This window comes from Sphingomonas sp. (assembly GCF_048595155.1).
GTDB lineage: Bacteria > Pseudomonadota > Alphaproteobacteria > Sphingomonadales > Sphingomonadaceae > Sphingomonas_I.
The window spans coordinates 184,398-209,440 of sequence record NZ_JBMDXN010000101.1 but is presented as its reverse complement, the minus strand read 5'-3'; the positions used below and the strand labels follow the sequence as shown (position 1 = coordinate 209,440).

The following is a 25,043-nucleotide window of genomic DNA, read 5'->3' as shown; positions in this document are numbered from 1 at the left end:
ATGGAAATCCGCGCGGCAGAAATCTCCAAGGTCATCCGCGACCAGATTGCGGGCTTCGGCACGGATGCCGAAGTGTCCGAGGTTGGTTCGGTGCTTTCGGTCGGTGACGGTATCGCCCGCATCCACGGGCTGGACAACGTTCAGGCCGGCGAGATGGTCGAGTTCGCCAACGGCGTGCAGGGCATGGCGCTGAACCTGGAGGCCGATAATGTCGGCGTCGTGATCTTCGGCTCGGACGCCGAGATCAGGGAAGGCGATGTCGTCAAGCGCACCCAGACGATCGTCGACGTGCCGGTCGGCAAGGCCCTGCTCGGCCGCGTGGTCGACGGTCTCGGCAATCCGATTGACGGCAAGGGCCCGATCGAGACGACCGAGCGCAGCCGCGTCGAAGTGAAGGCGCCGGGCATCATCCCGCGCACCTCGGTGCATGAACCGGTGCAGACCGGTCTCAAGGCGCTCGACGCGCTGGTTCCGGTCGGTCGCGGTCAGCGCGAACTGATCATCGGTGACCGTCAGACGGGTAAGTCGGCGGTGGCTGTCGACACGTTCATCAACCAGAAGACGGCCAATGCCGGCACGGACGAGAGCAAGAAGCTTTATTGCATCTATGTCGCCGTCGGCCAGAAGCGCTCGACCGTGGCGCAGCTGGTGCGCACGCTGGAAGAAAATGGCGCGATGGAATATTCCATCGTCGTCGCAGCCACGGCCTCGGAGCCGGCCCCGCTGCAGTTCCTGGCGCCCTACACGGGCTGCGCCATGGGCGAATATTTCCGCGACAACGGCATGCATGCCGTCATCGTTTATGACGATCTGTCCAAGCAGGCGGTTGCCTATCGCCAGATGTCGCTGCTGCTTCGCCGCCCGCCGGGCCGCGAAGCCTATCCGGGCGACGTTTTCTACATCCACTCGCGTCTGCTCGAGCGGTCCGCGAAGATGAACGAAGCCAATGGTTCGGGCTCGCTGACGGCGCTCCCGATTATCGAAACCCAGGCGGGCGACGTTTCGGCTTACATTCCGACCAACGTGATCTCGATCACGGACGGCCAGATCTTCCTGGAAACCGAGCTGTTCTACCAGGGCGTGCGTCCTGCGATCAACGTCGGCCTCTCGGTCAGCCGCGTCGGTTCGGCCGCGCAGACGAAGGCGATGAAGAAGGTCGCCGGCTCGATCAAGCTGGAGCTCGCCCAGTATCGCGAGATGGCCGCGTTCGCGCAGTTCGGTTCGGACCTCGACGCCTCGACGCAGAAGCTGCTGAATCGTGGCGCGCGCCTCACCGAACTGCTCAAGCAGCCGCAGTTCCAGCCGCTGCCGTTCGAGGAGCAGGTTGCGTCGATCTTCGCCGGCACCAATGGCTATATCGACAGCATCCCGGTTGGCGACGTCGTCCGCTACGAAGCGGCGATGCTGGCCGACATGCGCGCCAATCATGCCGACGTGCTCGGCGCGATCCGCGACAGCAAGGATCTGAGCGACGACAGCAAGGCGAAGTTGAAGAGCGCGCTCGATCAGTTCGCCAAGACCTTCGCGTAAGGGAGTGGATTAACCCAGTTCGCCCCGAGCATGTCGAAGGGCTGTTCTTCCGGCGAAGAGCGAGGACGGGGTTTCGACAGGCTCAGCCCGAACGGGTTTATTGGATGACGAATGGCTAGTCTCAAGGCACTCAAGAACCGGATCAGCTCGGTCAAATCGACCCAGAAGATCACCAAGGCGATGAAGATGGTCGCCGCTGCCAAACTGCGTCGCGCGCAGCAGGCGGCCGAAGCCGGCCGTCCCTATGCCGAGCGGCTCAACGCGGTGATGGCGAGCCTCGCGTCCAAGGTGACGATCGGGCCCAACAGCCCGCGCCTGCTCGCGGGTACGGGTTCGGACCAGAAGCATCTGCTGGTCGTCGCGACGTCGGAGCGCGGCCTGGCCGGTGCGTTCAACACCAACATCGTCCGTGCCGCCCGCCGCACCGCGGATACACTGACCGCGCAGGGCAAGGACGTTCGCTTCTACCTGATCGGCAAGAAAGGCCGTGCGGTGCTGCAGCGCCTTTACCCGGGCAAGATCGTCCATCAGGTCGATCAGTCGCACATCAAGAATGTCGCCTTCACGGACGCGCTGGAGGTTGCTCGCGATCTGACCGCACGGTTCGAAGCCGGTGAGTTCGACGTGGCGCATCTCTTCTATGCGAAGTTCCAGTCGGCGCTGGTCCAGATCCCGACCGAACAGCAGATCATCCCTGTCTCCCTGCCCGCGAACGATCAGGCTCCGGCAGGCGCGACCGCCGCGGTGGAATATGAGCCGGATGAGGAAACGATCCTCGCCGAGTTGCTGCCCCGGAATATCGCTATTCAGCTGTTCCGAGCGATGCTGGAAAATGCTGCGTCCGAACAGGGCAGCCGCATGAACGCAATGGACAATGCGACGCGCAATGCCGGCGACATGATCAACCGGCTGACAATTCAGTATAATCGTACCCGCCAGGCCGCGATCACGACCGAGCTGGTGGAAATCATCTCGGGCGCAGAAGCGCTCTAAGTATCCGACAAGGCAAGGAAAGATAATGGCAACCGCCCCCGCAATCTCCGTCGGCACGAATAATGTCGGCCGCATCACCCAGGTGATCGGCGCCGTCGTCGACGTTTCCTTCGATGGCGAGCTTCCGGCAATCCTGACCGCGCTGGAAACGCGCAACCAGGGCAACCGCCTGGTGCTCGAGGTCGCGCAGCATCTGGGTGAGAACACCGTCCGCACGATCGCGATGGATTCCACCGAGGGCCTGACGCGCGGCCAGGAAGTGACCGACACCGGCGCGCAGATCAGCGTTCCGGTCGGCCCGCAGACGCTTGGCCGCATCCTGAACGTGATCGGCGAGCCGATCGACGAGCGCGGCCCGGTCACCTCCGACACCCGTTCGCCGATCCATGCCAAGGCGCCGGACTTCGTCGACCAGTCGACCGAGAGCAGCATCCTCGTCACCGGCATCAAGGTCATCGACCTGCTCGCGCCTTATGCGCGCGGCGGCAAGATCGGCCTGTTCGGCGGGGCTGGCGTCGGCAAGACCGTGCTGATCCAGGAGCTGATCAACAACATCGCCAAGGGCCATGGCGGCGTGTCCGTGTTCGCGGGCGTCGGCGAGCGTACCCGCGAGGGCAACGATCTCTACCACGAATTCCTCGACGCGGGCGTCATCGCCAAGGATGCCGACGGCAACCCGACGCCGGAGGGCTCGAAGGTGGCACTGGTGTTCGGCCAGATGAACGAGCCGCCGGGCGCGCGGGCACGCGTCGCTCTGTCGGGCCTGACCAATGCGGAATATTTCCGCGACGTCGAGGGCCAGGACGTGCTGTTCTTCGTCGACAACATCTTCCGCTTCACCCAGGCGGGTTCGGAAGTGTCGGCGCTGCTCGGCCGTATCCCTTCGGCCGTGGGTTATCAGCCGACGCTGTCGACCGACATGGGCGCGCTCCAGGAGCGTATCACCTCGACCAACAAGGGTTCGATCACGTCAGTGCAGGCGATCTACGTGCCCGCCGACGACTTGACCGATCCAGCGCCGGCAACCTCGTTCGCCCACCTCGATGCGACGACGACGCTGAGCCGCGCCATTTCCGAGCTCGGCATTTATCCCGCAGTCGACCCGCTCGACTCCACCAGCCGCGTGTTGACCCCGGCCGTCGTCGGCCAGGATCATTACGAGACGGCCCGTGCGGTCCAGGAAGTGCTGCAGCGTTACAAGTCGCTGCAGGACATCATCGCCATTCTCGGCATGGACGAGCTTTCGGAAGAAGACAAGCTGACCGTGCAGCGCGCTCGCAAGATCCAGCGCTTCCTGAGCCAGCCTTTCCACGTCGCCGAAGTCTTCACCGGTATCCCGGGTAAGTTCGTGCAGATCGAAGACACGATCAAGTCGTTCAAGGCGGTCGTTGCCGGCGAGTATGACCATCTGCCGGAAGCAGCCTTCTACATGGTCGGCGGCATTGAAGAGGCCGTCGAAAAGGCCAAGAAGATGGCGGACGCGGCCTGATATTTGCTTCCCCTCCCGCGTGCGGGAGGGGTTTAGGGACGAGCTGACACGGCTACTCCCTCGGACTTCCCTCCCCCGACCCCTCCCGCCCGCGGGAGGGGGGAGAATTAAAGATGCTGCATTTCGAACTGGTCACGCCTGAAAAGCTGCTCCGCTCGGAGGATGTCTATATGGTCGTCGTCCCCGGCACCGAGGGTGACTTCGGTGTCCTGGAGGGACATGCGCCGGTCATGTCGGTGATCCGGCCCGGTGATCTCACCATCTATTCCGGCCCGAACAGCGTGGCCGCGCGGATTCATGTCGAAGGCGGATTTGCCGAGGTGAACGAGCAGGGTCTCACCGTCCTGGCAGAGGCGGCCGACGAAGTCGCCTAAGGGACGCCCCCGTGCGGGGCGTTCCCGTTGCAACGTGCGCCGCGCCCCTTATTTGGCCAGCTTGTCGAGCTTCGCCTGGAGGGCCGCCAATTGATCCTTCAGCGCCGACAGATCGTCGCTTTTGGCTGCAGGCGGCGTGGCTTCGGCCGGCGTCGTCTCGCCCGGCACCTTGAACGCCTTGGCGGCGGCTTCAAAAATTTCCATGTTCCGCTTGGCGATCTCCGCAAACGGACCGCTCGCGAAGGTCCCCTCGATAGCCTGCCGGAATTGGCTCTGGTTGCGCCGGAAAGCTTCCATCGACGCTTCCAGATATTGCGGCACCATCGACTGCATCGAATCGCCATAGAGCGAGATCAGCTGACGCAGGAAGCTTACCGGCAGCATCGTCTGCCCGCGCGTTTCCTCTTCCATGATGATCTGCGTGAGGATGTTGTGCGTGATATCCTCTTCGCTCTTCGCGTCGATCACCTTGAAGTCACGCCCGTCGCGGGTCATCTGCGCCAGGTGCTCAAGCGTGATGTAGCTCGACGATTCGGTGTTGTAGAGCCGGCGGTTGGCGTATTTCTTGATTATCACCGTTCCCGAGTTTTCGGACGATTTCGCCATGCCTGTACAGCCTCCCGTTGATTGTAGCAGCGTAGCATCGTTCCATGATGCAGCGCAACACAGGCCGCGGCCGCTGCCTCTTTTCTTGAGTATGTTGCGCAGCGAAACCAGTGGAGAACCGGACCGCACCGCAGCAGCTCTGGCAGGATTGCGAAAATACCAGCAGGCAGACCGAACTTCCGGTCCACCCCCCTGCCCGATCCTTGCGCGCGTGGGCCGCGCGTCTGTTCGTGACTTTGGCGGCCACGGCCCGCTTGTTCTGTTCGTCCCGTCCCTGATCAACCCACCCGACGTACTGGATCTGGATTCCGATCGCTCGTTGTTGCGGTGGCTGGCGACGCAAGGCATGCATCCGCTGCTGGTGGACTGGGGCGCGCCAACGGCTGAGGAGCATGACCTGACTGTCGCGGGCCATGTCGAAACCATGCTGCTGCCATTGATTGATGCGATCGGTGCCCCGGTTGCGCTGGCGGGCTATTGCCTGGGCGGTACGATGGCGCTGGCAGCCGCGGCGCTGCGGCCGGTCACCGCCCTGACCCTTATCGCCTCCCCGTGGCGCTTTGCGGCTTATCCGCGCAAGACACGGGTGGCTCTGGACGAACTGTGGCAGACCGCACAGCCGGCGACCGACGCGCTGGGCCTGCTGCCGATGGAAATATTGCAGGCCGCCTTCTGGCGTCTCGACCCCCATCGCACGGTCGCAAAATACGAAGCCCATGGCCGGCGCGATCCAGAAGAACCGGCTGCACGGTCCTTCGTACGGCTGGAGGACTGGGCAAATGACGGACCGCCGCTGACGCGGGGCGCGGCACGCGAACTGTTCATCGACATGTTCACGGAAGACTTGCCCGGCCAGGGTAAGTGGCACGTGGGCGGGAAACTCATTGATCCCGCCGCATTGACGATGCCGGTGCTTGAGATCGCATCGACCACCGACCATATCGTGCCGGCATCCACCACGCCCGCCATCGGCGAGCGTATCGATCTTTCGCTGGGACATGTCGGGATGATCGTCGGTGGACGCGCCAAATCATCGTTGTGGGAGCCGCTCGCCGGGTGGCTTTCGCAAGCAACGCAGCCGCGCTAGGCGCGACGGCACATCGCAAGCAGGAGCATTCATGACCGACGTCGTCATCACCGCCGCCAAGCGCACTCCGGTGGGCAGCTTCCTTGGCCATTTCGCCTCCACGCCGGCCCATGAGCTTGGCCGCACTGCGATCGTGGCGGCGCTGGAGCAGGCAGGTGTGGACCCGGCCGACGTCGATGAAGTTATCCTGGGCCAAGTGCTGACCGCCGGCCAAGGGCAGAACCCGGCGCGTCAGGCATCGATGGCCGCAGGTGTCCCCAAGGAAGTCCCCGCCTGGAGCGTGCAGCAGGTCTGCGGATCCGGCCTGCGCTCGGTGGCAGTCGCAGCACAGTCGATCCGCTCGGGCGATGCCAGCATCATCGTCGCCGGCGGCCAGGAAAATATGTCGATGAGCCCGCACGCGCAGGCGCTGCGCTCCGGCACCAAGATGGGCAGCCTGGAACTGGTCGACACCATGATCAAGGACGGTCTGACCGACGTTTTCAACGGCTACCACATGGGTATCACCGCCGAGAACCTGGCCGAACAATATCAGATCACGCGCGAAGCCCAGGACGAATTTGCCTGCGCCAGCCAGAACAAGGCGGAAGCGGCGCGCCGCGACGGCCGGTTCGACGCGGAAATCGCGCCCGTGACCGTCAAGGGCCGCAAGGGCGATACGGTGGTCGACAAGGACGAATTCATTCGGGAGGGCGTGGTCGTGGCCAGTCTGGCCGGACTGCGCCCTGCTTTCAAGAAGGAGGGCACCGTCACCGCCGCGAACAGCTCCGGCCTCAATGATGGTGCCGCCGCGCTCGTCATCATGTCGTCCGAAGAGGCTGAAAAGCGTGGATCGCCGGTACTGGCACGGATCAAGAGTTGGGCGTCGACCGGCGTAGACCCGTCGATCATGGGTATCGGCCCGGTCTCCGCCAGCAAGAAGGCGCTAGAGAAAGCAGGCTGGACGTTCAACGAGCTCGATCTCGTTGAAGCGAACGAGGCGTTTGCGGCACAGGCGCTCGCGGTCGGGCAGGAGCTTGGCTGGGATGCATCGAAGGTCAATGTCAATGGCGGTGCGATCGCAATCGGCCATCCGATCGGCGCATCCGGCGCGCGCATCCTGACGACCTTGCTTTATGCCATGGAAGCGCGCGACGCGAAGAAGGGGCTGGCCACATTGTGCATCGGCGGCGGCATGGGCATCGCGGTCTGCGTCGAGCGCGATTGATCGCGGAACCGGCCGAACGGCGGAACAAGTTTCGGCTCCGCATCATTTCGGCCTGTATATGACGATGCCGACATTCCCTCTTCCCTCCCCCAGCCGCCGGCAGGCCATCGCCGGCGGCCTCTCTCTAGCGGCCGGGCTGGCACTGCCGGCGCAGGCAGCGGCCGGCGAGACCTTTTCGTGGGCCTGGCTGCAAGCCACCGCTGCGGATCTTGCCAAGAGGCCTTATGTCGCGCCGGCTGAGGCATCCAAGGCCGTATCGGCTGTGACCTATGATGCGCTGAACCATATCAGCTATCGGCCTGCGGCCACGATCTGGCCGCAGGCGGGCAGCGGCGGCGTCCGGCTCTTCCCGCTCAGTGCGATGTCTCCCCATCCGGTCTCGATCAATCTGGTCGAAAATGGCCGGACCAGGCCGCTGAGCTTCAGCCGCGACATGTTCGATGGCGCGGACCGCCTACCCCCCGACGCCGCCGGTTTCTCGGGTTTCCGTATCATGAACCCGGGTGGTCAAGGCGATTGGCTGGCCTTCCAGGGCGCGTCGTATTTCCGGACAGCGGGACCGCTCAACCAATATGGACTCTCCGCACGCGGATTGGCGATCGACACCGGGCTGAGCCGGCCCGAAGAATTTCCAAGCTTCACGAAATTCTGGCTCGAGCAAGGGCCGGGCGATGTGATCACCGTCTATGCGCTGCTCGACAGTCCAAGCGCCGCCGGAGCCTGGCGCTTCGTCAACCGGCGTACGCCTGCCGGCATTATCCAGGATGTCAGCATGTCGCTGCAGCTGCGCAAGGATGTCGAGCGTCTCGGCCTTGCTCCGCTGACCAGCATGTTCTGGTATGGCGAAGGCCAGCGTGACAAGGCGGTCGATTGGCGCCCCGAAATCCACGACAGCGATGGTCTGGCGATGGTCACGGGTCGCGGCGAGCAGATTTGGCGCCCGCTCAACAATCCGCCGCGCGCCATCCTCAACAGCTTCGCGGATCGCGATCCGCGGGCCTTCGCGCTGCTGCAGCGGGACCGCAATTTCGATCATTATCAGGATGACGGCGTCTTCTACGAAAAGCGGCCGGATCTCTGGGTCGAGCCCAAGGGCAGCTGGGGACCGGGATCGGTCGGCTTGTTCGAGATCCCCACCAACGGCGAAACATCGGACAATATCGTTGCTTTCTGGATGCCGGCGTCGCCCGCGCGGCGCGGCGCGCGCTACAGCCTCAATTACCGCCTGCGGTGGGCAGCGGGATCCGGCACGGCCAACGCGATTGCACGGATTGTGGATACCTGGCGGGGTGTCGCCGGCCGGCCTGGCCATGATCCGATCCCGAATGCCACGCGCCTGGTGGTGGATTTTGCCGGCGCTGCCCTGCGGGGCCTTGACCGCAATAGCGGCGTCGAGCCTGTCGTCACCTTGTCGTCCGGAGCGCCGATCAGCGTCGATGCCTATCCCGTCGTGGGTGCATCGGATCGGTGGCGGATGATCGTCGACATTCCCTATAGGAACGGCGAGACGCGCGATCTTCGCGGTTACTTGCGCCTAAAAGGTGGCGCACTGACTGAGACGCTATTGTATCAGTTGGTTTAATTTCGGCTCCGACACGGAACTTGCCGTCCGGATGAGCGATTGCAACCCGAGCTCCTAGAGAGAGCATCGGAGGGTAGCGTTTTGATCGGCGTCCATAAGGCGCAACAATGATGGTTCAGGATATTCGTTTAGCGATAGAGCGCAGCGACGCCGCGGCCGACTTGCCGATAGAGGCACCACTGGCGATGCCGGTGCAGGACTTCTATCGCCCGCCACATCCGGCGCCCGCATTCGTCACGTCCGCGGGCCTGTGGCGGCGCATTTTCCTGATCATTGGCAGCGGCATCATCGGCTTCATGGCCAGCATCGGCATCGCCGACGGTCTAGCCGGGGACGGCTATGATGCGATCGACCAGGTTCTGGCCATTCTTAGCCTGTCCCTGTTTGCCTGGATCGGTTTCGGTTTCCTGAACGCCGTCGTCGGCCTGATCGTTTCAATCCGGCGGCGTCACAAACAACCGGCCGCCGTGCCGTCCCCGACGCGGCCCGTGGCAGTGCTGATCCCCATCTATAATGAAGACATTTCGGCGGTCGGCGCGCGGATCGCGCGCATGACGGAGGAATTGCGGCAGAGCGGCGCGGCCGACCTGTTCCACTTTTTCGTCCTCAGCGATTCCAAACCCGGTGCGGAGGCGGCCGAACGTGCCGCATGTCGTCTGCTGCGCAAACGCGGCAGCTGCCCGATCTATTACCGCCGGCGCGAAGCCAATGTGGGCCGCAAACCCGGCAACATCGCCGAGTGGGTCAAGCGGTTCGGCGCCGCTTATGAATCCATGATCGTATTGGATGCCGACAGCCGCATGAGCGGCGAGGTGATGCTGCGGCTCGCGGGCAACATGGAAGCCGATCCAAAGCTGGGCCTTATCCAGACAAACCCGCAACTGACGGCCGGACAGACCCTGTTCGCGCGCTGGCAGCAATTCGCCGCCGCGCTCTACGGCCCCGTCTCCAGCGCGGGACTCAACTGGTGGTCAGGCGACGAGGCGACTTTTTGGGGGCATAACGCCATCTTGCGGGTCAAGGCGTTCGCGGAAAGCTGCGGGCTCCCCGCCCTGCCCGGTCGCGAACCGCTGGGCGGCGTCATTATGAGCCATGACATGGTCGAAGCCGCCTTGTTGCGACGCCGGGGTTGGCGCGCCCGCATGATGTTGCTGTCGGAAGGGAGCTATGAGGAATGCCCGCCGACGATGATCGATCATGCGATCCGCGACCGGCGCTGGTGTCAGGGTAATTTGCAGCACCTGCAGTTGCTGGACGCGGCGGGGCTTCACTGGGTGAGCCGACTGCAGTTGCTGATGGGGGCTTCGGCCTACCTCACGTCGCCCCTGTGGCTGTTCCTGCTCATGATGGCGCTGCTGCAGTCGATCCGCGTCGGCGCGCCGGTGCTGGATCATGGCACGCCGACTTGGCTGCTGGTCGGCACCCTGCTGCTTCTGTTCGGCAACAAGATGCTCGCGCTGATTTGGGCTGCGTTCGATCGCAAACTGGTGATCATGCTGGGCGGATGGCGCGCAATCCTTTTCGGTGTGCTGGTCGATATCCCGCTGTCCGTGCTGGCCGCGCCCATCATCATGGGATCGCAATGCCTGGCTATCCTCGAAATCTTGACCGGGCGGCCAAGCGGATGGGCGGCGCAGCGGCGCGAAGCCAGCAACATCTCAATCATCGATGCCTTCGATCATTATCGCTGGCACGTTTTGCTGGGCCTGCCCTTCCTGCTGGTCACCATGGATCCTTCGGCAACGGGCCTTTGGAACTTGCCGGTGGCGCTTGGCTTGCTGGGCGCGCCTTTGCTGGTGTCAGCCACGTCCCGGGTGGACTGGGGCACCCGGGCAGCCCAGTTCAAATTGTTTTCGGGCGACCCGGGCGAGCAACCGTCGGCGCTCCTGGCCGGGGCGGAACCGCCGCGCCCGGCCAGCACAGCGCTCGTTTAACGCTCTGGTGGCGTCTGTTCGGGCCGCCCTTTCGATTGAGTGTCGGCATCGTCCAGCGCCTTACCCGGATTAGGGTGTGGCGATTTCGACGGCGTGCCGATGCGTGCATCGCGATTGACGCCGTCAATATCGGAATGTGGGGTTGCTTCGGGCGGTTTTGCCATGATCCTTATCCTTCTGTGCGGATGATCAACGCGTAACAGAGCACTTCGCCGCATTGCCGGCGGCGTGGCCCGACGAAGCCCGCGACACCGTCTTACTCGGCCGATTACCATTGCGCCGCGAAACGCTTACAAGGACGGGCATCTGAAGATTAAGGGAACACGCATGGCGGACGACGTCACCAATAACGAAGCCAAAAACCGGTATGAAATCCACGCGGACGGCGGGGTCGCATTCGCCGTCTACGAACGGCAGGGCGACGTCGTCGCCTTTACCCACACGATCGTGCCGGAACGACTGCGGGGGCAAGGTCTGGCCGGGAAGCTGATTGAAGGCGCGCTGGCCGATGTTCGGCGTCAGGGCCTTAAGATCCTTCCGGAATGCTCGTTCGTCGTCTCCTACGTCGAACGCCATCCCGATGTGCAGGATCTGCTTGCTGCCCCGATGCCGGAGTGACTGCGCGCAATCACTCCCAGGTCAGGATCAGCCTTCCGCTCGCGGGAACCTGATAGTCGATGCGGTCGGCGGACGTGTCATGAGGACGGATTGTGTCGCCTCCCCCCGTGCTCAAGGACAATTTGGGCATTCTCTTGTGCTTGAGCCGGATCAGTCGCAGATTGGCGGTACAATTCTCCGCCCCATGCAAAGCAAGGGTGACGGCACGATCGCCCGTCCGCTCGATCCCACGCAAGAAATAGTCGCAAAAGAGCCGAAAGGGCGCATCGTCGATATCGTGAAAGGCGCGCGAGGCAAAGATCAGAGCGGCGCCCGCGCCATAGACTTCCTGGCCAACTTGCCCCGCCGGTTGGCCATCGGGATACAGATCCTCTAGCGGGAACGACAATCCCCGGTCGACATGACCGTTGAACTCGCGCTGCTTATCCGAGATCGCCGCCGGCGGCAGTGCGTCGGGATAATAATACCAGGCGCGCGACAATGCATATTTGCAATATTCGCTAACCAGCATGTTGGCCTCAGACTCAAGGTCGGGGCCACCGTCATTCAGATAGCGTTCGAAGGCGACGAAGCTGTCGAAGCATTCGTAAAGCGCCATGTAGGGCGCATCCTGCAGGCAGCTCACGCCCAAGAAGGTTTCGTAATGCGCCGCATGGCCGAGCTGACTTTCCCAGATTACCGCATTGTGCAGGAAGCTTCCGAGATAGACATAGCTCTGCTCCAAATACACGTCTCGATTGGTAATACGCCACATGCGCATGCAGGCGGCCGCGCCCCAGGCGGTCAGGTTGGCCTGATAATTGACGTTGAAGCGCAGCCCCATCGCGGCATCGAGCGCGGCACGGGCTTCATCCAGGAAACGCTTCTCGTCCGTCATTTCGAACGCCTGGAGCATCACCCAGGCATAGATGCCGCCGACGTCCGTCTGGCCGCGCCCATCGACTGGTGCGTCCTCCTCGATCACAGTGAAATCGGTGATCTTGTATTGGACCGGCCAGCAATAGTCGAAATGATGCGCTGCCTTGATCGCATAATCGATCGAATCGAGAAACAGGCCGCGCGCCTGCCTGTCGCCATTCAGGGCCAGGAGGCCCAGGTTCAGCAGGGGATGGTAGAGGTACCAGCTGTCGACCGCGTCGGCATCCTTGTCCTCGCCAACATTTGGCAGGTAGCGACGTAAGGTCTTCAGCTTCGGATCGTAAAATTTGCGCAGCCCGGCCTTCAGCTCCGCCTCCAGAGGATGCGGTTCGTTGCGCCACCTGCCCCACTGGTGCAGCGCCGCGATGACGGACATCTGCACCATGATGTCGGGATATTCGGCGGCCGTATAAGGATGGACGTACAGGTGCCCATAGTGGCGGACCGTGGCTTCGTCCGCGGTCGCGAGATCCCGCACCGTCCGGTCGGCTCGCTCGATCCAGTCGCGATACTGCACCGGCGGCAGCTCAAGCATCTGGTAGGCCGCCCCCAGCATCTGCACGAACTGTTTGGCCGAAGCCCGCTCCTGCGCGGATGCGTCATGCCGGAACACCAGGATCACATCGGACAGCGTGACCGGCTTACCTGGCTGCAGCGCCACCGCACCGGCATCCGCTTTCAAGGGCGGAGTCGGCAATGCGTAACCAAGCTCCGGCCATTCCCCTGCCACGGCCTCATCGGGTTTGGTGCCAGTCGCCCGAAAATAGTCGTTCGATGCGGTGAGATTCTGAAGATACAGAACGTTGCCAAAGGAAGGCCTCTCGATCCGGAAATAGAGCAGCCCCGCATTGATCCCGCGTTGGGAGGCTTCGACGACGCCTTCGGCTTCCAGCGGATCGTCCTTCGCACCCAGAGGATAAAGGTCGCGCGGCGCAAAAGGCAGCGTGATCGGACCGGCGGGCGTGAGCATTACCTGCACACGCAGCCGCTCCAGCGCCGTACGATTGGCAACGAAACTGATAACATGTTCGCCCATCGCGCTGTCGACGCGCACCCGGGCCGCTTCTTCGTCCTGCGCGGCAATGAGCTTGCAGGTGAAGGGAACACCCAGATAGGCGCAGCGCAATGCCAGTCCGCCACCATTGGGGCGCCGGATGAAGGCGAATACGGAATCCTGCGTTGTACGGATCTCCACTTCCAGCTCCCCCGTCTGGAAGCGGGCGAGCGGTGCGGCTGGCTTGTCCAGTGCATCTCGCAGCGCCAGCAGATAGGGGCTGGCCGACGGAGGTGTGTCGATGGTTGCCGTCTCTGACATTCAGCAGTCCTGCATCCAATAACGATGGACTTTTAAGCCGCTTGGCAACGGGTGGTTCCATCGTGAATCGATGTTTCCGACCTGTCCGTAATGTAGGTTAACCAATATCTTAGCCGAAACGGTGGTGCTGTCTGGCTTGTTACCAGGCTAGTCCTTTCGGCGGCTATAGCAGCGCCTGCTAGAGCAAAGGCCAAGCCGCTCGGCCGTTACGCCAGACGACTGACGCCCCCGATGGATGAGATGATGCCTTGCCATCATCCAACGCACCAGGATGGAGATATCCGCCATCGGCGCTGCCGCCATTCCCGCCTAGAGGCGCAGTCCCCGTCGCGCACAGCCCTCACCCTCGCGCGACCAACGGAGACAGACGTTGACGAACCCGGACGATACTCTTCCCGTACGGTGGCTTCCCGCGGCACCCTCGCGCGCGGACAATCCGCACATGACGCTAGCCTTCGCACGTGCCTATGAGCAGACCGCAACACGGATCACCGGCCCGGTCTCCTTCGCGGCGCTACGGCACATTCCCGCGTTCGGCCATGGTCTCCGAATTCTGGACGTGGCGGCCGGCACCGGCGCGCTGAGCGTGCCCGCTGCCCATGCGGGTGCCGCCGTCACCGCCGTCGACATTGCGCCCGGCATGGTGGAGGTGCTCGAGGAGCGGCTGGCGCCCTTCCCCACCGCCCAAGCCTGCCAAATGGATGGCGAAGCGCTGTCCTTCCCGGACGCAAGCTTCGATGCCGCGCTATCGGTGTTTGGTGTAAGCCTGTTCGGCGACTGGAAGGCCGGCCTCGCCGAACTGACCCGTGTCGTCCGCGGCGGCGGACATGTGGTAGTGGCGACCTGGCGTCAGCCGCCCGGCGGCGGCCCCTTCGTCGTCATGGCGGAAGCCCTTCGCGCTACGTTTCCCGACCGTCCGGTACCCGCCGGCCCGGAAGGCTTCCTGAAATTGGCCGCGCCCGATGCGATGACCGCAGCGCTTACGGAAGCGGGTTTGATCGATAGCGAGGTGGAGGAAATCGAAGCGATCTGGGAGGGGCCTGCCGGATTTGATTATCTCCTGCAGATGGCAGAACTCCATTCCTATATGGGCCCCTATGCCGCGCTCGATCACGAGCAGCGGCGTAGGGTCGATCAAGCCATTCTGGAGGCGGTCGATCGGCACGTGACTGACGGTCGGCTTAGCATGCGGACGACGGCAACGATCGGCACCGGGCTTCGGCCGGTCCGCCGTACCTAATCGCCCCTGCCCCTCGCCTTCCGCTGCAAAGCTGATCGCAGCGGAAGGTCCCACCATCGATATGCGGCCGTCGCGAAGAGGATCGTGAACAGGAAAAGCGAGACGGCGATGGCCGCTGTGGCCGCCGCCGTGCCGGTCTTCCCCACGACCCAGTTCATGTAGAGATACACGAAGGGGTAATGGGTGATGTAGAGCGGGTAGGAAAGCCGGCCCGCCGCCTTGCACAGGCGGAGCGTCGACGGCCCGCCAGCGGAATGGCGCCCCACGACCAGAATGGCGGGGAACAGGATAAGCACGCACGCCGCCTGATAAACGCCATTCCATTTGATGGCCCCGGAAGAGGGCCAAACCGGCGCGATGAAAGCGAGCGCCAGCACGATGCTGAGCGGGATGAAGCCGACCCGAAAGCGCGGCAGCCGATCATGCAGGCGGTAGATGAGCAGTCCGATCAGGAAGGGATAGGCCAGGCGAACGGGCGCGCCCCAAAAATTCGCAAGACCCCAGCCGGTATCGTAGGAACCGAGCGAAAGTGCGGTGACGGCCGAGATGATCGCTGCAATGACCGCCATGCCCGCCAAAGCGCGCGTGCGGAGCCGTCGCAGCACGAGAGCGTAAGCGATATTCCCGATATATTCCTGCAGCAACGTCCATGCGGGCGCGTTCAGTGGATGACTGTCACCCAAACGATTGGGAAGCGGCGCGGATGGCAGGGCGAGTAGCGCCGTGAGGAAGGCGAAGACAACCAGCGCGGCCGACGCCTCCTGCCGATCCCCTGCGAACGGATCGCCGAGATAACTCGCCAATCCTACGATCGCGCCGAGCACCACCAGCGGGTGGAGCCTGATTAGCCGACGAACCAGAAATTGACGGGTCGTCATCGTTCCCCAGCGGTCATCATAGGCATAGCCGACGACGAACCCTGAGAGCGCGAAGAAGAAATCCACGGCCAGATATGCGTGCGGCAACAAGAGACGCGGTGCATCGAACAGGACGGTAATGCCCTGGATGTGGAAGGCCACCACCAGCAGCGCCGCGGCACCGCGCAGGCCGTCGAGCACCTCAAAATGGGCTTTGCCGTCACCCGTACGGTCGGCGTCTGGATAGGTGTCCGAGGCGCTCATCGTGTCTGCAATCGCGCTGGATTACCCATGGCAGTGGCACCGGCAGGTACGTCACGCGTCACGACGCTACCGGCGCCGATAATCGCATCATCACCGATCGTAACGCCTGGCATAATGAGCGCGCCACCCCCGATCCAGACGTTCGCGCCGATGCGGATGGGCCGGCCAAATTCCAGCATCTGCGCGCGCAATGCGGGATCGCGCGGATGATCGGCCGTAAGGATCTGGACGCCCGGCCCGATCTGCGTTCCCGGCCCGATATCCACGCGCGCCACATCCAGGACGGTGCAGCCAAAGTTGATGAACACACCTGCGCCGACATGGATGTTGTAGCCATAGTCGCAATAGAATGGCGCCCGGATCGTCACGCGATGCCCGACGCTCCCAAGCCCCTCTTCCAGCAATGCGGCGCGGTCGCAGGTGACGGGATCGGTCGGCGCATTGTAGCGCGCGATCCAGGCCGCCGCGCGTGCACTGTCGGCCGCAAGCTCCGGATCATCGGCGGTATAAAGCGCGCCGGAAAGCATCTTCTCCTTTTCGCTCATCATGCTCAGCTCAGGTCGTGCAGATTTTTGCCGAGCGGCGGCGTGATCCGCAGATCGGAAAACAGGACACGCAGCCCCTGGCGCTCAGGCGTGCAGGCCATCGGCCCCACCTGATAAGAGGATGCCACGGGAAAAGGTGCAAGGCGCACGAGCGGCCAGATCTTTCCGTCGGAAGAGACCTGCAGGCGCAACACGCCGTTCGCAACGGTGGCGCGCATCCAGAAGTCGCGGGGGTCAGCCGCATAAGGCCCCGTCGCCCAGTCCGAACGGCCATCGGTCAGCACGCTGCTCAGCATCGCCCGCCCGTCGGACAATTCGATGCCCGCCTTGACCCAGCGGCGCTCGTCGAGGCGGACCATGATGCCGGCTTGATCGTAAAGCTCCTTATACTCACCGCGTATCCGCACCTGCGCCGTAAATGCCGCCGGAGTAGCGAAGCCAAGGAAGTGGCCGGAATCCCGCGTGAAGCCGTAATGCGTTTCGCGCCAGAAGTCGGTCGCCTTATCCGTCACAATTGTCAGGTCGCCTGCCGCGTCGCTGCTCCACACTTTGGGCGGATTGAGCCACTGGCCATCCCGCCGCCCCAATATCGAGCGGCTCACCGACGACGGCTGGGCGATCGCCGCACTGGGGAGCCCAAGCGCGATCGCGCCGCCGATCACGCTTCGGCGCGAGACTTCTGCTTCCTGCATGACCCAAGACCTCCTTGTGCGCTACGAGCCGCGGATGCCGCGGCCCTTTCCGATCCATGTGTACAAATGTACACATAAATGCAATGCAGCTCGTCATGGGTAGCGAAGCCGGCAAGCGAAACGACCCTGCACGACGCCAGCGCATCGTCGATGCGACGCTGGAGGCGATCGCCCAATTTGGCGTCACGGGTACGACGCACCGTCGTATTGCCGGGATCGCCCAGGTGCCGCTGGGATCGGTCACCTATTATTTCGAAACGCTCGACGCGCTCATCACCGCGGCCTTCCTGCAATTGGCCGAGCAATCGTCCCAGGATTTCGCCGCGCGAATGGCGCAAGCGACGGATCCCAGCAGCGCCAAGGACGCGATCATCGACATCATCGCTGGGTCGGTCTGGGCTACGCCTCGCACCTTGCTGCTCAGCTATGAGCTTTATGCGTTTGCTGCGCGTCACCCGCCCGTCGCGGCGGTTATGCGCGGATGGATGGGCAAGAGCCGGGCGGCGCTGGAACGCTATTTCGATCCGCTTACCTCCCGCGCTCTCGATGCGCTGGTGGAGGGCATTGGTATCCACAACTCGATTGACGATCACCCGCTCGATCGGGATGCCATCCGCGCGATCGTCGATCGGATCGCGAATTCCGCCTGATCGGGCGGACGCCGACGTCAGCGTAATCAGTCGCGATCCAAACCCTCATACCGGAAGAAGGCGAAGTCCGCTGGCGTAGCGAGGCCCGCCACATCCTGACAGGCAACGCCCACGAACGCGCCGGTGAAGTTGGGAAGCCCGGGCAGAGACGCCTCGTCCGAAAGAATGCTTGCATCCAGCGGATCGCCCCCGGCGCGCCAAGCCTGCTCCCCTGCCGCACGCCAGCTGAAGCGCAGGTCCGCCATGTTCAGCTCGGCCCGCAACTCGATCGGCCCGTCTGGCAGGTCGGGCGCGACGACCGACATGCGGAAGCGGCGATCGTCCGGCCAGGCCGACATGAGCTGCAATACCCGCCGGCCCTCATCACGGCTGACGTGCAGATAATGGAATTTGGTGCTGTTATAATAACAGATCAGCCCAGCCGCCTGCTGGTGGTCGATGGGATCGAACTCGAGCCGCGTCGTTGCGACATACTGGAAATGCTGCTGGCGCCGCGCGACCAGCGCCTGGCTGAACAGGCTGCCGACCGTTTCCCGTCCATAGAGCCGCAGGAAGCCTGGACGCGCCGACAGGCTGAACAAATGATCGGGCTCGGGAGAGCGCAGCCATTGCAAATCTCGCGGCAGTTCGCCGGGGCCGAAGCTGCCGTCCCATTCCGCCTCGTGCCAAGGTGCGGCCGGAAGATCGGGCACCGGGGGCGAAAGGTCCGGTTCGGCGTCGCCAGCGAGCGTCCGTAGCCAGCCATCCTCACCCCAGCGCATCGGCTGCAGCGCGGTTTCACGTCCAAGCGGGCACCGTTCCAGGCCTGGCAGCGGCCGACCGCATAGATAGACCAGCCACGGTGTGCCATCGGCCAGCTCTACCAGATCGCCATGGCCCGCCCGCGTCAGCGGGACGTCGCGACGGCCGTGGGATGTCAATACGGCGCCCTCGGGATGCACCTCATACGGCCCAAGCAGGTGGCGCGATCGCGCCATTACGACCGCATGGCCCCAGCTGGTGCCGCCTTCCGCCACCAGCAAATGATACCAGCCGTCACGCTTGTAGATGTGCGGCCCTTCCGTGAAGCCACGGTCGGTTCCGGTAAAGATCAGGTGCCGCTCGCCAATGAGCGCGCCGTGATCCCGATCGAATTCCTGTGCCACTATGCCGGCGAAGCGCGGCTTGTTCGGTCGATGGTCCCACAGCATGTTGAGCAGCCAGCTTCGGCCATCCTCGTCATGGAACAGCGCCGGATCAAACCCGCTGCTGTTCAGATAGACTGGATCCGTCCATTCGCCGTCGATGCGATCCGCACTGACCACATAATTGTGGAAATCGCGCAGCGTCACGCCGGTCGATCCATCCAGCGTCGACTGCCCGAACCTTTTCACATCGGTGTAGACCAGCCAGAAGCGGCCATGCGCGAAGCTCAGGTCCGGCGCCCATACGCCGCAGGAATCCGGATCGCCGCGCATGTCGAGCTGGGAGGCTCGCGTCAGCGGTCGTGCGGCCAGCCGCCAATTTACCAGATCCCGGCTGTGGTGGATCTGCACGCCCGGAAACCATTCGAAGGTTGATGTCGCGAGATAGATGTCCTCGCCGCGCCGCAGGATAGACGGATCCGGGTTGAAACCGCGCAATATAGGATTGCGGAAATGGGTCATGCGGGTTTGCGCACCATCGTCCAGAGAATGAAGGCACCGACCAGATCGAGCAGGCCCAGCACCACGAAGAAGGGGCCATAGCCGACCGTGTCGACCAAATGCCCCAGCGTCAGCGTGAAGATCAGGATACCGAGATTGCCAGCAAGGCCGGCGAAGCCGGCGACGGTCGCCACCTCGTCGCGCCGGAACAGATCGGACGCCATGGTGATGACCGTGACCGACAAGGTTTGGTGGGCGAAGCCGCCGATGCACAGCAGCGCGATCGCCACATAAGGATTGGTGGCCAGGCCAACCATCGTCATTGCCGTCATCAGGACAGCACCCAACGTGAAGGCCCAGCGCCGCGCATCGATGAGGTCGACGCCCTTGCGCTGAAGGAAGGCGACCACTGCCGGGCCGAAAAGACAGCCAAGGTCGGCGGCCAGAAACGGAAGCCACGCAAAGATCGCAATCTGGCTGAGATCGAAGCCACGCACACGCGCCAGATAGAGCGGCATCCAGAAGGACAGCATGCCCCAGACCGGATCAGCCAGCAGCCGCGGCAGTGCGATGCCCCAAAGCTCCCGCCGCCGGATCAGCTGCGCGAGCGGAGTGCGCTTTGCACCGACGGCAAGACGTGCCTCCTGCCCCCCTTCGATATAGGTTCGTTCCGCCGTGCTGAGGCGGCGGTGGCGGCTGGGGATCTGATACCAGAGCAACCAGGCGACACACCATAAAAGTCCGAGCGCGCCCGCGACGACAAAGGCAAGGCGCCAGCTTTGCGTCAATACCGCCCAGGCCACTAGCGGAGGCGCGAACACCGCGCCGAAGGATGCACCAATATTGTAGATGCCGCCGGCAACGCCGCGTTCCCGCGAGGGGAACCATTCCGCGATCAGCTTCTGCCCCGCCGGCTGTGCCGATCCTTCGGCCAGCCCGAGACCAAAGCGCAGCCCGGCAAAGGAAAACCAGCCCTGCGCGAAAACATGCGCCATCGTAATGAGCGACCACAACGCAGCGCACATCGTGAAGCCCAGCCTCAGCCCGGCGCTATCCAGCAGGAACCCGACCAGCGGCTGGAACATCACACCCAGCTGAAAGGCGCTGGTAATCCAGGAATATTGTTGGCTGGAGATGGACTGTTCGGCCAAGATCACCGGCGCCGCGACACCCAGAACCGATCGGGCGAGATAGTTGAGGATCATCGCGCCGACGAACAGCCCGATGATGGTCCAACGCACATACGGGAAGGCGTATCGCCCTGCCCCGTTCGGTGCCATGTCGCCGCTGGAAATCGCCACTCCACCCCCACGCTGTGCTTGTTGTGTTTGGGTAAACCATGTGCAGCAATGCCCCAGCGACACGCTCATGGCCAGCCCGCCAGGCCGTTCACGACCGATTGTTCCCTGCCCCAACTGGATGAGCTTATCCCGAGAGGAGACATCGCTGCCAATCGAGAGCTGATCGGGAGCGATCCATCACCATCCGACTTAGTCCGTATCCTCGCCCACCCCGGCCATCATTCTCGACCAGCCACGCGAGGATCCATGACTATCGCGCGCTTTCCGGAGAGGGCCGCCAACGGCCCAGCGATGCGGGCCGCACCGACCGGCTTTCCGAAGAAATCGTTCCCGATTGGGGCGATCTCGCGTACGGAGGGTAGCCGGCTGTCGCGATCGACCGTCAGCTTCAGCGTTGCTGGGTCAAAATCGATCGTCGTCTGTGAGGTTACGGACTGCATGTCCCAACCATAGGCCGCGCGCCAATGTGGCAAATCGCTATAGCCGATCGAGCGCCAGGCGGTCCCACCCGCTGCTGCCGCCGCCTGTGGATCAAGAAAGCCCTGAAAATCTTTGTGCATGTCGGCATAAACGTTGCCGTTCGCCTTGTTGTTACGGTTCAGGAAGACGATCCCGACCTTGCAACGCGTGATGATGTTGTTGGCCACGACGTTGCCGTCCGCCACCGGGCGCCCACGATCTGCCCGGACGATGGTAAAGACGGCGGCATTGTCGCAGCGCCCGATAAGATTATGCGCGATAATAAGGTTGCTGCTCGCATTGTCGAAGATGCCGGAGCCGGCGCATCCACGCTGCCCCGCTGTGCCAGGTTCTGCGTTGCGCACGTCCCAGATCACATTGTTGTCGATCATGTTACGCGTCGGCGTCATCTCGAAATGAACAGCCGCGGACACGGTCATCACATCGGTGAAGACGTTTTGCGTCACCCTGCAATTGGCGTTGTCGACATCCCACCAGGCGGCATTGCCGTGACGGATGTGGCGGATGACATTGCGCCGGAACAGCATGTTCTTGGCAAAATGGAATTTGACGGCGGAGGCTTCCCAACCGCGCTCGGCATCAGCCCAGCCGCACCATTCGAATAGATTGTCTTCGATCAGCGCGTCCGTGGTGCCCATGCCGCCGAGCCCTTCGACCCCGCAATAGCGGATGGTGTTGCGGCGGACGATGATCGAGGCGCCTGGCCGCGGCGCGTCGGTGCTCGCGCCGTCACGGCCGATCGCGAGAGCCATTCCGTTGGCCCATTCGAGAACATTGTCTTCCAGGATCCAATGATCGCCGCCGGCCAACGAGATCATGCCGTATTGCGGAAAGGGGTAGGCATTGCCGACGTGCTGGAAGGTAATGCCCTTCACGCGGATGAAGCCGATGCCGCTCCGTGCCGGGATCAGCGCATGTTGCCGGGTCGTGACCTCGATCCGATGGTCCGCCGGGGTGCCGGACGCCAAGCGGACATAGACTGCGGTTCCCGAATGATCCGCCCAGAAGCGTGCATTGGGCGTGCCGCCAATCTCTTGCATCAGCGGTCCGCCGCGACGGCGTGGCGGCAAGCCGTTCTGCGGCACCGCAGGACGCGTATAGTCGGGCGCTGCGGGCAGATCCGCCATGGCGAGCTCGCGCAACTGCTCCATCGGCTCGAGCGGCTTGCCGTCGACAAAGATCAGGCCGCGACGCCGCAAATAGGGGCCAAGGTCGACCGACGCCCCGTCCAGCCACCCCCACGACCCCATAATGCTGGGCAACGCGAACGGATTATAGGCATCGGGAAACATCGTGCCGGCCAGATCATGCCGCCAGACAGTGACCTCCGGACCGGCGGGACGACCGGGACCCGGGAAGCTGGACGAAACCGCTTGCTGCTGCCAGCCGTCCTTCAACACTTCCGATCCGGTAACCACCACCGTCGCGCCAGGCGCCGCTTCATAGCTGATCATCTGCCCCGGCCCACTGCCACCGCGCGCCGGACGAACACATTCGCGATAGGTGCCGGTGGCAACAACCACCCGCTCGCCGGGCTGCAGCACCTCGGCGGCTTTGCCGATGGTGCGGAAGGGCTGCGCCTCACTGCCGGGGCCGGAATCGTCGGCGTTGGGCGACCGATTGTCGACATGATAGGTCCGGGTGAAGACCAGCGGCTGTTCCCAGCGCGCGAACGCCGAACCGTCGGGCAAGAGTGCGTCGGCGGACGTTGGATCAGTGTGGCTTGCTCCTGCAGCGCCGGCGGGATCCCACCCCCTTAAGCCCAATATAGCGCTGGTCGCGGCAGCCTTCCGTAAGAACAAGCGGCGGTCGATGCTGCGATCGACGGCGATCAGCGGCGACGCGCATTCCGGCTGTTGTTCGCGATCGTTCGCCACGCCCTACTCCCTTGTTCTCGCTGCTTTTCTTGATCGCGCCCATGCACGACATAATGGAGCGGCTCAACTGGCCTTTCGGAACGATGTCATAAGACCGGCGCACGTGGCAGTTGCTGCGATCGCACGCCATATCGGACTCGATTGGCGATGGCGGCGCTCCGGGTCATCGCTTCGCCGCAGGTCGGAAGCTGGATCTCGCTGTGGACCGCCCGAAATTATCGACCTGCTGACGGCCTCGCAGATGCATCGACCCGCCCGCAGCGCTGATCCCACCATTGTCGATTCATCAAGGAGCGCGCGAGGTTGACCACCGTCCGCACCGGCGGCCATTCGGACCTTAGCCGAGTGACGCCGCGGGAGTGTGGATATGGCCGCAAAGGCACCGTCTTCGACACGCCGGACCCTGATTGCCAGCCTCGTCGGCACAGGGATCGAATGTTATGACTTCAACATCTATACCACCGCTGCCGCGCTGGTGTTCGGGGAGCTGTTCTTCCCGAAGGCATCCCATCCGGTTCAGCAGATGCTATCGTTCGCGACCATCGCTGTTGCCTTTGCTGCTCGGCCGCTGGGCTCGATCTTCTTTGGGCATTTCGGCGACCGGGTGGGTCGTAAATCGACCCTCGTCGTCTCGCTGTTGACGATGGGCATCTCGACCACTCTTGTCGCCTGCCTTCCCACGTATCACAGCGCCGGCTGGATCGCGGCGCTAATGCTTTGCGTTTTGCGCTTTGGTCAAGGCTTTGGACTGGGCGGGGAATGGGGTGGCGCAGTGTTGCTGGCGGTGGAGAATGCGCCGCCCGGCAGCAGGGCTCGCTACGGCATGTTTCCGCAGCTCGGCGTGCCGACCGGTTTCATCGCGGCTAACGGCCTGTTCCTGACGCTCGGCGCAATTCTCACACCCGAGCAATTCCAAGATTGGGGCTGGCGCATTCCGTTCGCGCTCTCAGCCATGCTGGTCGGCGTAGGCCTGTGGATCCGGCTCAAGCTTACAGAGACGCCTCAGTTCGCGGCCTCACTCGCCGAAGCGCCGCCACCGACCATACCCCTGGGCGAACTGGTGACGCGCCATTTCGGACCGCTCGCCGCCGGCACGATCGGCGCGATCGTCTCGTTTACCCTATATTATGTCGCGACCGCCTTCGCGCTTGGCTACGGCACCAAGACGCTCGGCTATGGCATGCGGCAGTTCCTGGCAGTGCAATTGGCTGCCATTCCCTTCATGGTCGCCGGCATCTATGCCTCGGCCCGGCTGGCGGATCTGCAGTTCGACGAACGCCGAATGCTGATCCTTGGCTGCATCGCGGCCATCGCGAGCGGTGTGCTGCTGGCGCCGCTGATGAGATCGGGCTCCTTGCTGCTGGTTTTCCTCTTCCTCGCACTGGCAATGACCAGCAAGGGCATGATTTTCGGCCCGCTCGCCTCCTGGCTCGCCAGCCTGTTCCCGGCGCGCGTGCGCTACACAGGCGTGTCGATGGCCTTCAACGTCGCGGGTGTGCTGGGCGGCGGCCTGACGCCGCTCGTCTCGCAAACGCTCGTCGTGCGTGGCGGCCTCTCTCTCGTCGGCGCGTATTGCAGCGCCGCAGCGGCGATGAGCCTGGTTGCGCTTCTCTTCGCCGGACGCGCCAAAGGTCTTCCTATAAGCCAGGCAGTTACACAGCCAGGCTAGGCATGATGCAGTCGATCAAGCCCAGCCAATTGCATGCGCTTAAGACACAGAGATCGGAGTGGATCGCCCTCCTCAGCGCCCAAAAAGCGATTCGCGTTAGCGTGAATCACGCCGCGAGCCGGGAGCATGAGCGAGGGTTGCGCTATGGCAGACCTATGCGCGGGATACGCCCGCTCATCGTCCGCGGAGT

21 protein-coding genes are annotated in these 25,043 nt (G+C 63.4%); 12 read left to right on the top strand and 9 right to left on the bottom strand.

Features of this window, described 5'->3' with window-relative positions; genetic code table 11:
- The 4 genes from atpA to ACOJSI_RS15905 all read left to right on the top strand — a co-directional run bounded on the left by atpA (nucleotide 1) and on the right by ACOJSI_RS15905 (nucleotide 4,386).
- Nucleotides 1-1,530, top strand: coding sequence for a F0F1 ATP synthase subunit alpha (gene atpA / locus ACOJSI_RS15920; protein WP_420139274.1), 1,530 nt, complete (start codon nucleotides 1-3; stop codon nucleotides 1,528-1,530).
- 111 nt (nucleotides 1,531-1,641) lie between these two features.
- A complete protein-coding gene (locus tag ACOJSI_RS15915) occupies nucleotides 1,642-2,523 on the top strand; it encodes a F0F1 ATP synthase subunit gamma (RefSeq protein ID WP_420139273.1) in 882 nt (293 codons plus the stop codon).
- Nucleotides 2,524-2,548: 25 nt separating this feature from the next.
- Nucleotides 2,549-4,012 carry a F0F1 ATP synthase subunit beta gene (gene atpD, locus ACOJSI_RS15910; protein ID WP_420139272.1) on the top strand — a complete coding sequence of 488 codons (1,464 nt, stop codon included), beginning with the start codon at nucleotides 2,549-2,551 and terminating at the stop codon, nucleotides 4,010-4,012.
- Between the two features lie 113 nt (nucleotides 4,013-4,125).
- On the top strand, nucleotides 4,126-4,386 hold the full coding sequence (locus ACOJSI_RS15905; protein WP_420139271.1) for an ATP synthase F1 subunit epsilon: 261 nt from the start codon (nucleotides 4,126-4,128) through the stop codon (nucleotides 4,384-4,386).
- Nucleotides 4,387-4,434: 48 nt separating this feature from the next.
- Here ACOJSI_RS15905 and phaR read toward each other — a convergent pair whose 3' ends face one another.
- Complete coding sequence (gene phaR / locus ACOJSI_RS15900) at nucleotides 4,435-4,992, bottom strand: polyhydroxyalkanoate synthesis repressor PhaR (protein WP_420139270.1); 558 nt, start codon at nucleotides 4,990-4,992, stop codon at nucleotides 4,435-4,437.
- Between the two features lie 211 nt (nucleotides 4,993-5,203).
- Here phaR and ACOJSI_RS15895 point away from each other — a divergent pair, with 211 nt between their 5' ends.
- From ACOJSI_RS15895 to mdoH, 4 genes are all read left to right on the top strand, one after another.
- Complete coding sequence (locus tag ACOJSI_RS15895; protein WP_420139269.1) at nucleotides 5,204-6,079, top strand: alpha/beta hydrolase; 876 nt, start codon at nucleotides 5,204-5,206, stop codon at nucleotides 6,077-6,079.
- Between the two features lie 31 nt (nucleotides 6,080-6,110).
- On the top strand, nucleotides 6,111-7,286 hold the full coding sequence (locus ACOJSI_RS15890; RefSeq protein ID WP_420139268.1) for an acetyl-CoA C-acetyltransferase: 1,176 nt from the start codon (nucleotides 6,111-6,113) through the stop codon (nucleotides 7,284-7,286).
- Between the two features lie 58 nt (nucleotides 7,287-7,344).
- Nucleotides 7,345-8,868 carry a glucan biosynthesis protein gene (locus ACOJSI_RS15885; RefSeq protein WP_420139267.1) on the top strand — a complete coding sequence of 508 codons (1,524 nt, stop codon included), beginning with the start codon at nucleotides 7,345-7,347 and terminating at the stop codon, nucleotides 8,866-8,868.
- A 107-nt stretch (nucleotides 8,869-8,975) separates the two neighbouring features.
- Nucleotides 8,976-10,802 (top strand): glucans biosynthesis glucosyltransferase MdoH, encoded by a 1,827-nt coding sequence (gene mdoH / locus ACOJSI_RS15880; protein WP_420139266.1) that lies wholly within the window; start codon nucleotides 8,976-8,978, stop codon nucleotides 10,800-10,802.
- Here mdoH and ACOJSI_RS15875 read toward each other — a convergent pair.
- Entirely contained in the window at nucleotides 10,799-10,966 is a 168-nt protein-coding gene (locus ACOJSI_RS15875; RefSeq protein WP_420139265.1) for a hypothetical protein, read from the bottom strand. The genes mdoH and ACOJSI_RS15875 overlap by 4 nt on opposite strands.
- A gap of 163 nt (nucleotides 10,967-11,129) precedes the next feature.
- On the opposite strand from ACOJSI_RS15875, the gene ACOJSI_RS15870 reads away from it, so the two are divergent.
- Nucleotides 11,130-11,420 carry a GNAT family N-acetyltransferase gene (locus tag ACOJSI_RS15870; protein WP_420139264.1) on the top strand — a complete coding sequence of 97 codons (291 nt, stop codon included), beginning with the start codon at nucleotides 11,130-11,132 and terminating at the stop codon, nucleotides 11,418-11,420.
- A gap of 10 nt (nucleotides 11,421-11,430) precedes the next feature.
- Here the strand turns inward: ACOJSI_RS15870 and ACOJSI_RS15865 are convergent, their stop codons facing one another.
- Nucleotides 11,431-13,653, bottom strand: a complete 2,223-nt coding sequence (locus ACOJSI_RS15865) for a hypothetical protein (protein ID WP_420139263.1) — start codon at nucleotides 13,651-13,653, stop codon at nucleotides 11,431-11,433.
- Between the two features lie 370 nt (nucleotides 13,654-14,023).
- Between ACOJSI_RS15865 and ACOJSI_RS15860 the strand changes: the two genes are divergently transcribed.
- Nucleotides 14,024-14,893 (top strand): class I SAM-dependent methyltransferase, encoded by an 870-nt coding sequence (locus tag ACOJSI_RS15860; protein ID WP_420139262.1) that lies wholly within the window; start codon nucleotides 14,024-14,026, stop codon nucleotides 14,891-14,893.
- Here the strand turns inward: ACOJSI_RS15860 and ACOJSI_RS15855 are convergent.
- The 3 genes from ACOJSI_RS15855 to ACOJSI_RS15845 are packed head-to-tail and all read right to left on the bottom strand — an operon-like array spanning nucleotide 14,890 to nucleotide 17,251.
- The gene (locus ACOJSI_RS15855) at nucleotides 14,890-16,014 is read right to left on the bottom strand and encodes an acyltransferase family protein (RefSeq protein ID WP_420139261.1); all 1,125 of its coding nucleotides are present in this window, start codon (nucleotides 16,012-16,014) and stop codon (nucleotides 14,890-14,892) included. The two genes, ACOJSI_RS15860 and ACOJSI_RS15855, sit on opposite strands and share 4 nt — an antisense overlap.
- Nucleotides 16,011-16,562, bottom strand: a complete 552-nt coding sequence (locus tag ACOJSI_RS15850; protein WP_420139260.1) for a sugar O-acetyltransferase — start codon at nucleotides 16,560-16,562, stop codon at nucleotides 16,011-16,013. Before ACOJSI_RS15850 ends, ACOJSI_RS15855 begins: the two co-directional genes overlap by 4 nt.
- 2 nt (nucleotides 16,563-16,564) lie before the next feature.
- Complete coding sequence (locus ACOJSI_RS15845; protein ID WP_420139259.1) at nucleotides 16,565-17,251, bottom strand: DUF1349 domain-containing protein; 687 nt, start codon at nucleotides 17,249-17,251, stop codon at nucleotides 16,565-16,567.
- A gap of 95 nt (nucleotides 17,252-17,346) precedes the next feature.
- Between ACOJSI_RS15845 and ACOJSI_RS15840 the strand changes: the two genes are divergently transcribed.
- Entirely contained in the window at nucleotides 17,347-17,901 is a 555-nt protein-coding gene (locus ACOJSI_RS15840; RefSeq protein ID WP_420139258.1) for a TetR/AcrR family transcriptional regulator, read from the top strand.
- 26 nt (nucleotides 17,902-17,927) lie between these two features.
- On the opposite strand, the gene ACOJSI_RS15835 is transcribed toward ACOJSI_RS15840, so the two are convergent.
- The 3 genes from ACOJSI_RS15835 to ACOJSI_RS15825 all read right to left on the bottom strand — a co-directional run bounded on the left by ACOJSI_RS15835 (nucleotide 17,928) and on the right by ACOJSI_RS15825 (nucleotide 23,184).
- On the bottom strand, nucleotides 17,928-19,547 hold the full coding sequence (locus ACOJSI_RS15835) for a glycoside hydrolase family 43 protein (protein WP_420139257.1): 1,620 nt from the start codon (nucleotides 19,545-19,547) through the stop codon (nucleotides 17,928-17,930).
- On the bottom strand, nucleotides 19,544-20,806 hold the full coding sequence (locus ACOJSI_RS15830; protein WP_420139256.1) for an MFS transporter: 1,263 nt from the start codon (nucleotides 20,804-20,806) through the stop codon (nucleotides 19,544-19,546). Before ACOJSI_RS15830 ends, ACOJSI_RS15835 begins: the two co-directional genes overlap by 4 nt.
- A 239-nt stretch (nucleotides 20,807-21,045) precedes the next feature.
- Nucleotides 21,046-23,184 carry a right-handed parallel beta-helix repeat-containing protein gene (locus ACOJSI_RS15825; protein ID WP_420139255.1) on the bottom strand — a complete coding sequence of 713 codons (2,139 nt, stop codon included), beginning with the start codon at nucleotides 23,182-23,184 and terminating at the stop codon, nucleotides 21,046-21,048.
- A gap of 367 nt (nucleotides 23,185-23,551) precedes the next feature.
- Between ACOJSI_RS15825 and ACOJSI_RS15820 the strand changes: the two genes are divergently transcribed.
- Nucleotides 23,552-24,853 carry an MFS transporter gene (locus ACOJSI_RS15820; protein WP_420139254.1) on the top strand — a complete coding sequence of 434 codons (1,302 nt, stop codon included), beginning with the start codon at nucleotides 23,552-23,554 and terminating at the stop codon, nucleotides 24,851-24,853.
- Nucleotides 24,854-25,043: the final 190 nt, after the last annotated feature.

What these genes read in the sequence shown, in the direction of transcription:
- ACOJSI_RS15875 (WP_420139265.1), bottom strand. Translation starts at nt 10,966, where the DNA reads ATGGCAAAACCGCCCGAAGCAACCCCACATTCCGATATTGACGGCGTC.
- ACOJSI_RS15840 (WP_420139258.1), top strand. Translation starts at nt 17,347, where the DNA reads ATGGGTAGCGAAGCCGGCAAGCGAAACGACCCTGCACGACGCCAGCGC.
- ACOJSI_RS15870 (WP_420139264.1), top strand. Translation starts at nt 11,130, where the DNA reads ATGGCGGACGACGTCACCAATAACGAAGCCAAAAACCGGTATGAAATC.
- ACOJSI_RS15850 (WP_420139260.1), bottom strand. Translation starts at nt 16,562, where the DNA reads ATGATGAGCGAAAAGGAGAAGATGCTTTCCGGCGCGCTTTATACCGCC.
- mdoH (WP_420139266.1), top strand. Translation starts at nt 8,976, where the DNA reads ATGATGGTTCAGGATATTCGTTTAGCGATAGAGCGCAGCGACGCCGCG.
- ACOJSI_RS15830 (WP_420139256.1), bottom strand. Translation starts at nt 20,806, where the DNA reads ATGGCACCGAACGGGGCAGGGCGATACGCCTTCCCGTATGTGCGTTGG.
- ACOJSI_RS15855 (WP_420139261.1), bottom strand. Translation starts at nt 16,014, where the DNA reads ATGAGCGCCTCGGACACCTATCCAGACGCCGACCGTACGGGTGACGGC.
- atpD (WP_420139272.1), top strand. Translation starts at nt 2,549, where the DNA reads ATGGCAACCGCCCCCGCAATCTCCGTCGGCACGAATAATGTCGGCCGC.
- phaR (WP_420139270.1), bottom strand. Translation starts at nt 4,992, where the DNA reads ATGGCGAAATCGTCCGAAAACTCGGGAACGGTGATAATCAAGAAATAC.
- ACOJSI_RS15865 (WP_420139263.1), bottom strand. Translation starts at nt 13,653, where the DNA reads ATGTCAGAGACGGCAACCATCGACACACCTCCGTCGGCCAGCCCCTAT.
- ACOJSI_RS15915 (WP_420139273.1), top strand. Translation starts at nt 1,642, where the DNA reads ATGGCTAGTCTCAAGGCACTCAAGAACCGGATCAGCTCGGTCAAATCG.
- ACOJSI_RS15845 (WP_420139259.1), bottom strand. Translation starts at nt 17,251, where the DNA reads ATGCAGGAAGCAGAAGTCTCGCGCCGAAGCGTGATCGGCGGCGCGATC.
- ACOJSI_RS15820 (WP_420139254.1), top strand. Translation starts at nt 23,552, where the DNA reads ATGGCCGCAAAGGCACCGTCTTCGACACGCCGGACCCTGATTGCCAGC.
- ACOJSI_RS15905 (WP_420139271.1), top strand. Translation starts at nt 4,126, where the DNA reads ATGCTGCATTTCGAACTGGTCACGCCTGAAAAGCTGCTCCGCTCGGAG.
- ACOJSI_RS15890 (WP_420139268.1), top strand. Translation starts at nt 6,111, where the DNA reads ATGACCGACGTCGTCATCACCGCCGCCAAGCGCACTCCGGTGGGCAGC.
- ACOJSI_RS15835 (WP_420139257.1), bottom strand. Translation starts at nt 19,547, where the DNA reads ATGACCCATTTCCGCAATCCTATATTGCGCGGTTTCAACCCGGATCCG.
- ACOJSI_RS15885 (WP_420139267.1), top strand. Translation starts at nt 7,345, where the DNA reads ATGACGATGCCGACATTCCCTCTTCCCTCCCCCAGCCGCCGGCAGGCC.
- atpA (WP_420139274.1), top strand. Translation starts at nt 1, where the DNA reads ATGGAAATCCGCGCGGCAGAAATCTCCAAGGTCATCCGCGACCAGATT.